The sequence below is a fragment of the Pseudomonas sp. MM213 genome (assembly GCF_020423045.1).
In the GTDB taxonomy this organism is placed as follows: Bacteria; Pseudomonadota; Gammaproteobacteria; order Pseudomonadales; family Pseudomonadaceae; genus Aquipseudomonas; species Aquipseudomonas migulae.
Genome location: NZ_CP081943.1, coordinates 3,196,783 through 3,207,888, shown reverse-complemented (window position 1 = coordinate 3,207,888; position 11,106 = coordinate 3,196,783). Strand labels below are relative to the sequence as shown.

The window sequence follows — 11,106 nt, the reverse complement described above, 5'->3', positions numbered from 1 at the left end:
GCCTCAAGGGGGGAAACGACATAACTATGTATTGCACGGTGCGTGGTCAGAGGTGATTGAATGCAAGATTACTGGCCGGGGCGGGATGTGAACGCCTAGACTTCGCCGATCTTCAGTTCAGGAATAGCCCGTGACCTCGATCTTCTGGTACGACTATGAAACCACCGGCATCAACCCGCGTTGCGACCGTCCACTGCAAGTGGCGGGGCTGCGCACTGACTTTGATCTCAATGTCATAGACGAGCCGGTCAATCTTTATTGCCAGCCCAGTGAAGACATCCTGCCGCATCCGGCGGCCTGCGCGATCACCGGCATCACGCCGGGCCAACTGAGCGAACACGGTTTGAGCGAAGCCGATTTCATGACTCGGGTACACGCGCAACTGGCGGCACCGGGCACTTGTGGCGCGGGTTACAACACCTTGCGTTTCGACGACGAGATGACTCGTTACAGCCTGTACCGAAATTTCTTCGACCCCTATGCCCGCGAGTGGCAGGGCGGTAACAGTCGCTGGGACCTGATCGATGTGGTGCGTGCGGCGTATGCCTTGCGGCCCGATGGCCTGGTTTGGCCGACGGACGACGAAGGACGGGTGACGCTCAAGCTCGAACGCCTGACCGCCGCCAACGGTATCGATCACGGTAATGCTCACGAAGCGCTGTCGGACGTTCGCGCGACTATCGCACTGGCACGTCTGATCCGGGAAAAACAGCCGAAGCTCTACGACTGGCTGTTTCAGTTGCGCAGCAAACAAAAGGTGATGGATCAGATTCGGCTGTTGCAGCCGATGGTGCACATTTCCGGGCGTTTTTCGGCGGCACGCAGTTATGTCGGCGTGGTGTTGCCGCTGGCCTGGCATCCGCGCAACAAGAACGCGCTGATTGTCTGTGACCTGCATCTGGATCCCCAGGGGTTGCTCGACCTGGATGCCGAGACCTTGCGCCAGCGTTTGTATACCCGTCGCGATGAACTGGCCGAAGGCGAACTGCCGGTGCCGCTCAAACTCATCCACATCAACAAATGCCCGGTGGTGGCGCCGTTGTCGGTGCTTCGTCCCGATGATCAGCAACGACTGGGGCTGGATATGGCGCTTTATCAGGAACGCACGCTGCGACTAAGTGCCGCACAAACAATTTGGCGAGATAAAGTTCAGGCCATTTATGCCCGAGAGGATTTCGCCCAGAGCCAAGACCCTGAACAACAGTTATACGATGGTTTTATCGGTGATCGGGACCGGCGTCTTTGTGAGCAAGTCCGGGCGGCTGACCCGGCGCAATTAGCGCAAGAGCAATGGCCTTTCGATGATGAACGTTTGCCTGAATTATTGTTTCGATATCGCGCACGTAACTTTCCCGAAACGTTGAGTTTCGAAGAGCAAGAACGCTGGCGAGTATTCTGTCAGCAACGTTTGTCAGCGCCCGAGTGCGGGGCACCCAATACCCTGGAAGCATTTGTAGAAGCTGCAGCCCAATTGAACATTACTGCGACGCCATTCCAGCAAGAGGTGCTCAATGAGTGGAACAATTATGTCCAGGCATTGCGCAAACGTTTGAATCTTTGAAAATGAAAATGCACGGGCCTGAATCTCGGGCATAAAAAAACGCCAGCGATTGCTGGCGTTCTTTTTTGTCGCGGATGGGTCTGCGACAAGCTTTGCGGCTTAGCCCAGCAGGGTAGCCCAGCCTTCAACCACGTCGCCGCCCCACTTGGCTTTCCACTCTTTCAGAGTTTTGTGGTTGCCACCTTTGGTTTCGATGACTTCGCCGTTGTGCGGGTTTTTGTATTGTTTAACTTTGCGAGCACGCTTGGTGCCAGTAGTTTTTACTGCGCCGCCGCGTGGTGCTTTGGTTTTGGATTCTGGATCCAACAGCGCAATGATGTCACGCAGGGACTTGGAGTATTCGCCCATCAGGGTGCGCAGTTTGCCTTCGAATTCCAGCTCGGTTTGCAGTTTGTCGTCTTGGGACAGGTTCTTCAAACGGGCTTGCAGCTCTTTGATAGCTTCTTCGGTGGCACGATATTCGTTGATCAAGGACATGGGGACTACCTTATGTTGTGCGCTGGATGGCAGGGGACAGTGCGGCAATAATAGTCAGGGTGTTTCATCAAGTAAACATTTAACCGGGGTTTATTTAAATTAGTTGCGATGAATAGGGCGCAAATTGGATGTACAGTTAAATAGTGTGACGCAGGTATCACAGATATTCACAATTGAATGCTTGAAGAATGCTGACAGGATCACCATCGCGCAGGTAACCGACAGCCCTCAACGCTTGTGCCAGCGGCCTTCGTGCCACGCGAGGTGTCATCTATACTGCAGTTTTTTTGCGCAATCGCTAGAATGGCGGCCTTTGCGAAGTTCTGGAGTTTCCCCCTCATGCGCACTTTTCGGCTGGTGATTGCTTGCCCGGACCGCGTCGGCATCGTTGCTAAAGTCAGTAACTTTCTGGCGTCACATAACGGCTGGATCACTGAAGCGAGCCACCACTCGGACAATCTCAGTGGCTGGTTTTTCATGCGTCACGAAATTCGTGCCGACTCGCTGCCTTTTGGTATCGAGGCTTTCCGCGAGGCGTTCGCGCCGATTGCCGAAGAGTTCTCGATGAACTGGCGCATTACCGATACCGCGCAGAAGAAGCGCGTGGTGTTGATGGCAAGCCGTGAGTCCCATTGCCTGGCCGACTTGCTGCACCGCTGGCACAGCGATGAACTGGATTGCGAAATCTCCTGTGTGATTTCCAACCATGATGATTTGCGCAGCATGGTTGAGTGGCACGGCATTCCTTACTACCACGTACCGGTCAATCCGCAGGATAAAGAGCCGGCGTTTGCCGAAGTCTCGCGCCTGGTCAAACAGCACGATGCCGAAGTGGTGGTACTTGCCCGTTACATGCAAATCCTGCCGCCCGAGTTGTGCAGCGAGTATGCGCACAAGGTCATCAACATTCACCACAGCTTCCTGCCGTCGTTCGTCGGCGCCAAGCCGTATCACCAGGCTTCCATGCGTGGGGTGAAGTTGATCGGTGCGACGTGCCACTACGTGACCGAAGAGCTGGACGCCGGCCCGATCATCGAGCAAGACGTTGTGCGCGTCAGCCACAGTGACAGCATCGAAGACATGGTGCGTTTCGGTCGTGATGTCGAGAAAATGGTGTTGGCCCGCGGTCTGCGTTATCACCTGGAAGACCGGGTGTTGGTGCACGGTAATAAGACTGTAGTGTTCTGACCGTCACACGACGCGGTTGAAATTCGAAGGGCCTGGGCGTTCAATCGTTCCAGGCCCTTCGCCGTTTCTGCACTGAGGACATGACCATGGCTGATCCACTGGACAAAGCTACTTCCAAGGCTCCCGCGACATTGGGGGAGGGGTGTTTGAGTCGTTATGATCCGGATGATTTGAGCGCCGAAGACGGCACGGAATTCCCCGGTGCGGCGGAGTTGTGGGAGCAGTTGAATCCTGAGCCTGACCTTGTAGGCGCTGGTTTGCCGGCGAAGCGGTCTTGAGGTCTGGCGTTCGCTCGTTTTGATTGTGTACATATCCGTTTCTTTGGTAACGGCGGCTATTGGTTTCGCCCTTACGGCGAGTCACTTGGAGAAGCGCCAAGTAACCAAGCGCTCTTGCCCCTTTCGTTCGGTGGCTCGCTAAGGCTCGCCATGCCCTCGCTCCGGTCCTGCTCCGTGGGCCCGCCGCCATCGGCCATCCATGGCCGGGGGCGGCTAACCCGGCATCCATGCCGGGTTGCCCACTGCGCAGAACCTCCACTCGGCCTCTCGAGGGGGCGCTCAGATCAAAAGCTGAAGGCGAGCTAACGCTCGGCCTGATGAGTGGTGAAAATCAAAAGCAAACGCGATTCCCTGTAGGAGCGAGGCTTGCCCGCGAAAAACGTCCGGACAACGCGTTCATTCAGACAGCCCGCGTTATCGTTGACGTCCATCGCCGGCAAGCCAGCTCCTACAATTTTGAGTCGTGTGAACCCAATCCCGTGTAGGAGCCGGCTTGCTGGCGATAGCGGTGGGTCAGTCGACACACCTATCGCCTGAAAGGACGCCATCGCCAGCAAGCCGGCTCCTACAGGGGAGCGGTGTACATATCCGGAATGAGTGAACGCAGTAGAGACGTACACCAAAGAGCCAGGTCGGCTTTCAGGCCGCCTCGGCGGCTGTGGCGGTAGTCGCCCCCTCGAGAGGCCGAGTGGAGGTTCTGCGCAGTGGGCAACCCGGCATGGATGCCGGGTTAGCCGCCCCCGGCCAGGGATGGCCGATGGCGGCGGGCCCACGGAGCAGGACCGGAGCGAGGGGATGCCGAGCCTAGGCGAGGCACCGAACGAAAGGGGCAGAAGCGCTTTGGTTACTTTCGCGCTTTTCGAAAGTGACTCGCCGTAAGGGCGAAACCAATAGCCGCCGTAACCAAAAAACGGATATGTACACCATCAAAAAAGCCCTAAGCCTGCCTAAACCTCATCAACTTCTTCAACAACGGCCGCCCAACCATCAACAAAAACACCGGCCCCCCCACCACCAGATAAAAGTAATAAGTCACCGCCCGCCAAATCAGAATCGCCGCCGCCGCAGTGGATTTCCCCACCATGGGCGCCAGCAATGCAGCCGAGGTCAACTCCGCCGCCCCGGCGCCCCCCGGCAACAGGCTGAACTGCCCCGCACTCAGCGAAAGCATCTGAATCAAAAAGCTCCAGGCCCACTGCAAATCCGCGCCAAGCCCGCGCAACGCCAGGTACAACACGCTATAGCGCAGCATCCAATGCACACAGGTCAGGGCAAACACCTTGATCAAAGTCCGAAAGGGCAACTTCAGCGTGTCAGTGAACGCCGCAAGAAAGTGCAGGAGTTTTCGCGCCCAGCGCAGGCGCGTGGTGCCTTTGACATTGAGGCGTGCGAGCAGCCGCCCGCTCAGGCGAATCAGCAGCCGATGGTAGCGCGCGATCACCACACAACTGAGCAGCCCGCCGAACATCGATATCGCACTGACGGTCAGCAGCCACTCCATGCGTTCACTGAGGTGCTGGAACAGCGCATAAATCAGAATCCCGCTTAATGCGCAGAGAAAGAACAGCAGATCGCTGAGTTGGTCCATGGCGAAAACCGCGCTGCCCCGTGCCGGGCGCACCCCGTTGCGGGCCAGCAGCGCCATGATGGTCAGCGGTCCGCCGCTGCCGCCCGGTGTGGCGCAGTAGGCGAACTCGGCAGCCATCACCACGCCGAGGCTTTTGACCGGGCTGACCTTGTCGCGCTCATCACCCAGCAACAGGCGCAAGCGCATCGTGTTCACCACCCAGCACAGCAGGATCATGCCGAACATGATCAGCAACCAGCTCAGTGGAAAGCTTTGCAATCGCGACCAGGTCTGGTTGCCACCCAGCAGCAGCGGAATCAGCACCGCCGCGAGCAGTGCGACAAACAGCAGAATCCCCCGGCTCATGCGGCGCGACCGACACGGTCGCTGTGCAGCGCCAGCCAACGAGCCTTGGTCATCGGCATGCGGCCTTGGTCGAGTAATCGCTTGAGGGTGTGCAGCCAGTAATCACGCGCGAACCGATGACGCATGTCCACCGGGTGCAGGCCCAGACGAATCACCGGCGCCTGGCGCAAGCGTTGCTCGCGCTGATCGCTGACGAGCTTCGACAAACCTCGCCGCCATGCGCTGCGCGCACTCCAGACCAGTCCTGGCGCATCGACCGGGGTGAAATCCGGTAGACGAAACAGATGCTGTGGATCGCTGGTGTAACTCAGGGGTAACTGGCGCAAGGCCTGGCGCGTACCTTCGCTCATCAACCAGGCCGGAGCGACGAACCCTTCGAGCGGCCAGTGATAGCGATGAAACAGCTCGATACCTGCGCGCAGACGCGCGAGGGCTGCGTCCTGCGACAGCGTGTAGAACTCGCCTTCACGGGTATAAATGCGGCGCATGAACCAGTCTCGTGGCGTGTTGGGCGGCGGCTCGTCATCACAATGAAAATAGCCGTGCAGCGCCAGTTCGTCACCTCGGGCGACACGACCGGTCAGCAGGCGGCGCAACCCCGGGTGTGCCTCCAGATCGTTGTGTCTGTGGTAATCCGGCACCACCAGCCAGGTCATCGGCACTTCACCCAAGGCGTCCACGGCTTCGACAAACGGTTGGTAATCGGCCCAGGTGTGCGGCGCGACGTCATGCAGCACGAGTAACAGGCTGGGCGCGGTCATGGGCTCAACCATTGGCGGCCAGCGGCCATTGGTTGCCGAGGACGGCGTGATAGTGGCCCAGCAGGCTGGTGACCACCGCGTCCCACGAGTAATACCGTTCGACATGGAGGCGCGCTTGTTGGCCGAGCGCGGCACTGCCTGAACTGAACAGCTCCCGCACCGCATTGGCCATCGCCACCGGGTCGTTCGGCGCGCACAGCAGCCCGCATTCTGCACTGATGATTTCTTCAAAGGCTCCCGCCGCCACGGCTACGACCGGAATGCCGCTGGCCATGGCTTCGAGGATCACCAGGCCAAACGTTTCCTGGTCTCCGGCATGCAGCAGCGCATCGGCGCTGGCCATCAACTTCGCCACCTGCGTGACGGGGCAGAACTCATGGATGACGGTGACGTTGTCCGGGACCACGGCCGGCATCGACGACCCCACCAGCAACAGGTGATAACGCCGTCCCAGGCGTCGCATGCATTCCAGCAACACCGGCAGGTTTTTTTCCTTGGAGCCTCGCCCGGCAAAAATCAGCAGGTGTGTATTTTCATTGATGCCCAGTTGCGTGCGCAGGCTTGGATCCCGGGCATCGGGATGAAAGGTTTGCAGGTCGACGCCCAGGGTTTGGACGAAAACGTTGTTCACGCCCAGGCTGGTCAGTTTGTCGGCCATGATCCGGCTCGGCGCCAAGACCCGGTCGAAGTTGCCGTAGAGCTTTTTGACATACGCTTCGACGTTGGTTGTGACCCAATTGCCCATGCGATTGCTGACCAGCAGCGGTAAGTCCGAGTGATAGAAGCCGATCACTGGCACGTCGAGCTGGCGGCGGGCATCGAGCGCCGCCCAGGCTGTGAGGTACGGGTCGCCGACCTCGATCAGATCGGGCTGCAAATCTTGAAGGACATTTCGCCAAGGGGCGAGACGGAGAGGGAAACGATAACCCTTGCCGAAGGGCAGGGCAGGGGCCGGAACCGTGTAAACGCCGTCCTGTTCGCTCAAGTGTGAACCGGGGATCAGCAGGCTGTGGCGAATGCCGGGCTTGACGCCCAGGCGACGGTGTTTTGCATCCAGATACGTGCGCACGCCACCGCTGGCAGGGGCGTAGAACATGGTTATGTCCGCGATGTGCACGATGAACATCCCTCCGGTCCGTTGTACTCCCTTGGTTGACCTTTATGAAGAATAGATGTTCGGCTGGGGTTTTGTGGTGTGTTACAGACCGTCTTCGCGGGCAAGTCGGATCGCCGCACCGCTCGCTCCTACAGGTTCACGTAAAACCTTGTAGGAGCGAGGCTTGCCCGCGAAGGGGCCCTCAGAAGCGCATCAGATCCGGAAACTACCGACCAACTGCTTGAGACGCGCCGCCTGCTGCTCCAGGTCCGAACACGCCCGCAACGTCGATTGCAGGTTTTCCACCCCTTCCTGGTTCAGCGTATTGATCTCGGTAATGTCGACGTTGATCGACTCCACCACCGCTGTCTGTTCCTCGGTCGCCGTCGCCACGGACTGGTTCATCCCGTCGATCTCACCAATGCGCAACGTCACGCTGTTCAGGCGTTCGCCCGCCAGGTTGGCGATTTCCACGCTGTCCTGACTGTGGCGCTGGCTGTCGCTCATGGTGCTGACGGATTCGCGGGCGCCGATTTGCAGCTCCTCGATCATGGTCTGCACCTGCTGCGCCGATTCCTGCGTGCGGTGTGCCAGGTTGCGCACTTCATCGGCTACCACGGCAAAACCACGCCCGGCTTCACCGGCACGGGCCGCTTCGATCGCGGCGTTCAGCGCCAGCAGGTTGGTTTGCTGGGAAATGCTGGTGATCACTTCGAGAATCTGCCCGATGTTCACGGTTTTGCTGTTCAGCGATTCGATGTTGGTGCTCGAAGCGCTGAGCATGCTCGACAGTTGGTTCATCGCGACAATGCTGCGATCCACCACCTGTTGGCCGTCTTCGGCGAGGTTTCGGGCATCGCTGGCCTGGCTCGACGCCTGGGCGGCATTGCGCGCGATTTCCTGGGCCGCGGCACCGAGCTGATTGATCGCGGCGGCGACGCTGCTGGTACGCGAAGCTTGCTGGTCGGAGTTGTACATCGACGAGTTGGAAGCCGCGACTACGCGCAGCGCCACTTCGTTGACCTGGCCGGTGGCCGAAGACACTTCGCGGATCGAACCGTGAATGCGCTCCACGAAACGGTTGAACGCGGTGCCCAGGAGGCCGAATTCATCGTTGTTCTGGATAGTGAGGCGTTTGGTCAGGTCGCCCTCGCCGTCGGCAATGTCGGCCATGGCGCGGGTCATGACGTGCAGCGGCTGGATCAGGATGCGGATCAGCATGCCCAGCAAGGCAATGATGATCGCAACTGCGATGACGGTCGCAACGACCGCCGAGGCGCGGAAATCGCTGAGTTTCGCGAAGGCTTTGTCCTTATCCACCGACAGACCGATGTACCAGTTGACGGAAGACAGGCCTTTGATCGGGGTGAAAGTGACGATGCGGGTTTTGCCATCGACTTCCACTTCACTGAAATCGCTGCTGATACGCGGTGTATTTTTCGGGTACGACTCAGCCAGGGATTTCATCACCAGCGCTTTGTCCGGGTGCACCAGGATCTTGCCATCGGCGCTGACCAGGAACGCATAACCCATGCCATCGAAGTCCAGCGCATTCAGGCTGTCGGCGATCACTTGCAGGCTCAGGTCACCACCGACCACGCCAATGTTCTGGCCGTCCTTGAGCACACTGTTGACGATGGAGATGACCAGTTGGCCAGAGGCCAGATCGATGTAGGGTTCGGTCAGCGCCGAGCCGCTGGTGCTTTGGGCACTTTTGTACCAAGGGCGGGCGCGCGGGTCATAGCCATCCGGCATTTTGCTGTCCGGGCGGATGATGAAGGTGCCATCCTTGTTGCCAATGTAAGCCCCCATGAAGGTCGACGTCACCGCCTTCTGCTCCAGCAGCTTGGCGACGTTGCCGATGTCCGGGTTCAGCGCGGCGTTTTGTGCGAGGTTTTCGATCAGCAGACTGCGCCCGGTCAGCCAGGTCTGGATATTGTTGGCAGTCACGCTGCCCATTTTTTGCAGATTCTTGTCCAGGTCCTCGCGAATGGCGTTGCGCTGTAGATAGTCGTTGTACAGGGTGAACGAGGCGAACGCGGCAATGACGATGAGGGCGGCGGCAAGCAGGATTTTATGGCTGAAGCGCAGATTTTTGTTCATGGCTTGGGGTTCCGCTAAGGTCTTAATGCCCAAGGCGCGCTTTTATAAGGAAGCGCGCAGTGGGCGGTCATGAAAACAAGCTGATATTTCCGTCCTCTCCTTGGGGGGATTACCGAAGCTTTTCAGTCTTTTATATCGGCCGTGCAGAATTAAAGATTAACCATGGGTGACCAAATGCCTGATTCATCGCAACTCGTTATCGGTGCCGATCTCGCGGGGCAACCGATCGCCCAGGCCATGCGCCTGGCGAACCGTCACGGTCTGGTCGCGGGCGCTACCGGGACCGGCAAGACCGTCACCTTGCAACGACTGGCCGAAGCGTTCAGCGATGCCGGCGTGGCGGTGTTCGCGGCGGACATCAAAGGTGACCTCTGCGGCCTCGGTGCCGCCGGCAACCCGCAGGGCAAGATCGCCGAGCGAATCGCCGGGATGCCCTGGCTGAATCACACGCCGCAGGCGTACCCGGTCACTTTGTGGGACATTCACGGCCAGTCCGGTCATCCTTTGCGCACCACCTTGAGCGAAATGGGCCCGCTGTTGATTGGCGCCCTGCTGGAGTTGACCGACAGCCAGCAATCGGCGCTGTACGCCGCGTTCAAAGTGGCGGACCGCGAAGGCCTGTTGCTGCTTGACTTGAAGGACCTGAAGGCACTGCTCAATCACCTGCGCGACCACCCCGAATTGCTGGGCGACGACGCCGCGTTGATGACCACCGGTTCCAGCCAGGCCTTGTTGCGCCGATTGGCGACCCTGGAACAACAAGGTGCTGAAGCCTTGTTCGGCGAGCCGGCGCTGCAACTCGAAGACATTCTGCAACCGACCGCCGAGGGGCGCGGGCGCATTCACTTGCTCGATGCCAGTCGTCTGGTGCACGAAGCGCCGAAGGTCTACGCGACGTTCCTGTTGTGGCTGCTGGCTGAACTGTTCGAGCAACTGCCGGAGCGCGGCGATGCCGACAAACCGCTGCTGGCGCTGTTTTTCGACGAAGCACATTTATTGTTTGCCGATACGCCCAAGGCGTTGCAGGAGCGTCTGGAGCAAGTGGTGCGGCTGATTCGCTCGAAAGGCGTGGGCGTGTATTTCGTCACCCAATCGCCGGGCGACTTGCCGGATGACGTGCTGGCGCAGCTCGGCCTGCGTATCCAGCATGGTTTGCGTGCGTTCACCGCCAAGGAACAAAAATCCCTTCGGGCCGTGGCCGAGGGATTCCGGCCGAACCCGGCGTTCGATGCCTTGTCGGTGCTGACCGAACTGGGGATCGGCGAGGCGCTGGTGGGCACATTGCAGGACAAAGGCACGCCAGAGATGGTCCAGCGCGTCCTGGTGGCACCGCCGCAATCACGGATCGGGCCGCTGAGCGAAACCGAGCGCACGCTGCTGATCGCCGGCTCGCCGTTCAAGGGGCGGTATGACAAACCGGTGGATCGCGAATCAGCCTATGAAGTGCTGATGGGGCGCAAAGGCCTGGCGCCGGAACCCGAAGCGGCACCGGGCAAACCTGCGCCAGAAGAACCGAGCTTCACCGACAAGGCCGGGGAGCTTCTCGGCACGGCGGCAGGGCAGGCGCTGAAGTCAGCGATGCGACAGGCGGCCAATCAGCTTGGTCGGCAACTGGTGCGCGGTTTGATGGGGTCACTGCTCGGCGGCAGCAAACGCCGCTAATTTCCTGACGGGTGCATGCCCTGTAGGAGCGAGGCTTGCCCGCGAAG

General features: G+C 59.4%; 9 protein-coding genes and 1 pseudogene. 4 read left to right on the top strand and 6 right to left on the bottom strand.

All coding sequences use genetic code 11. The features are described from left to right. Positions 1–130 precede the first annotated feature (130 nt). Entirely contained in the window at positions 131–1,561 is a 1,431-nt protein-coding gene (sbcB, locus tag K5R88_RS14590) for an exodeoxyribonuclease I (RefSeq protein ID WP_226300171.1), read from the top strand. A gap of 99 nt (positions 1,562–1,660) precedes the next feature. Here the strand turns inward: sbcB and mvaT are convergent, their stop codons facing one another. After that, entirely contained in the window at positions 1,661–2,038 is a 378-nt protein-coding gene (mvaT, locus tag K5R88_RS14585) for a histone-like nucleoid-structuring protein MvaT (protein WP_007933316.1), read from the bottom strand. A gap of 339 nt (positions 2,039–2,377) precedes the next feature. On the opposite strand from mvaT, the gene purU reads away from it, so the two are divergent. Together purU and K5R88_RS14575 are read left to right on the top strand one after the other, a co-directional pair. Beyond that, positions 2,378–3,226 carry a formyltetrahydrofolate deformylase gene (purU, locus tag K5R88_RS14580; protein WP_008031689.1) on the top strand — a complete coding sequence of 283 codons (849 nt, stop codon included), beginning with the start codon at positions 2,378–2,380 and terminating at the stop codon, positions 3,224–3,226. A gap of 86 nt (positions 3,227–3,312) precedes the next feature. Continuing rightward, entirely contained in the window at positions 3,313–3,504 is a 192-nt protein-coding gene (locus K5R88_RS14575) for a hypothetical protein (protein WP_226300170.1), read from the top strand. A 937-nt stretch (positions 3,505–4,441) separates the two neighbouring features. Here K5R88_RS14575 and K5R88_RS14570 read toward each other — a convergent pair. From K5R88_RS14570 to K5R88_RS30970, 5 genes and pseudogenes are all read right to left on the bottom strand, one after another. After that, positions 4,442–5,437, bottom strand: a complete 996-nt coding sequence (locus K5R88_RS14570) for a lysylphosphatidylglycerol synthase transmembrane domain-containing protein (protein WP_226300169.1) — start codon at positions 5,435–5,437, stop codon at positions 4,442–4,444. Next, complete coding sequence (locus tag K5R88_RS14565) at positions 5,434–6,210, bottom strand: DUF2334 domain-containing protein (RefSeq protein WP_226300168.1); 777 nt, start codon at positions 6,208–6,210, stop codon at positions 5,434–5,436. Before K5R88_RS14565 ends, K5R88_RS14570 begins: the two co-directional genes overlap by 4 nt. Continuing rightward, complete coding sequence (locus K5R88_RS14560) at positions 6,203–7,324, bottom strand: glycosyltransferase family 4 protein (protein ID WP_226300167.1); 1,122 nt, start codon at positions 7,322–7,324, stop codon at positions 6,203–6,205. The genes K5R88_RS14565 and K5R88_RS14560 overlap by 8 nt, the downstream gene beginning before the upstream one ends. 183 nt (positions 7,325–7,507) lie before the next feature. Then, entirely contained in the window at positions 7,508–8,272 is a 765-nt protein-coding gene (locus tag K5R88_RS30975) for a methyl-accepting chemotaxis protein (RefSeq protein ID WP_442963604.1), read from the bottom strand. Between the two features lie 141 nt (positions 8,273–8,413). Next, positions 8,414–9,253, bottom strand: a pseudogene (locus tag K5R88_RS30970) (HAMP domain-containing protein); the annotation flags it as partial. 318 nt (positions 9,254–9,571) lie between these two features. Between K5R88_RS30970 and K5R88_RS14550 the strand changes: the two are divergent. Beyond that, positions 9,572–11,059 (top strand): helicase HerA-like domain-containing protein, encoded by a 1,488-nt coding sequence (locus K5R88_RS14550; RefSeq protein WP_032832797.1) that lies wholly within the window; start codon positions 9,572–9,574, stop codon positions 11,057–11,059. Positions 11,060–11,106 lie beyond the last annotated feature (47 nt).

What these genes read in the sequence shown, in the direction of transcription:
- K5R88_RS14550 (WP_032832797.1), top strand. Translation starts at nt 9,572, where the DNA reads ATGCCTGATTCATCGCAACTCGTTATCGGTGCCGATCTCGCGGGGCAA.
- K5R88_RS14560 (WP_226300167.1), bottom strand. Translation starts at nt 7,324, where the DNA reads ATGTTCATCGTGCACATCGCGGACATAACCATGTTCTACGCCCCTGCC.
- K5R88_RS14575 (WP_226300170.1), top strand. Translation starts at nt 3,313, where the DNA reads ATGGCTGATCCACTGGACAAAGCTACTTCCAAGGCTCCCGCGACATTG.
- mvaT (WP_007933316.1), bottom strand. Translation starts at nt 2,038, where the DNA reads ATGTCCTTGATCAACGAATATCGTGCCACCGAAGAAGCTATCAAAGAG.
- purU (WP_008031689.1), top strand. Translation starts at nt 2,378, where the DNA reads ATGCGCACTTTTCGGCTGGTGATTGCTTGCCCGGACCGCGTCGGCATC.
- K5R88_RS14570 (WP_226300169.1), bottom strand. Translation starts at nt 5,437, where the DNA reads ATGAGCCGGGGGATTCTGCTGTTTGTCGCACTGCTCGCGGCGGTGCTG.
- K5R88_RS14565 (WP_226300168.1), bottom strand. Translation starts at nt 6,210, where the DNA reads ATGGTTGAGCCCATGACCGCGCCCAGCCTGTTACTCGTGCTGCATGAC.
- K5R88_RS30975 (WP_442963604.1), bottom strand. Translation starts at nt 8,272, where the DNA reads ATGTACAACTCCGACCAGCAAGCTTCGCGTACCAGCAGCGTCGCCGCC.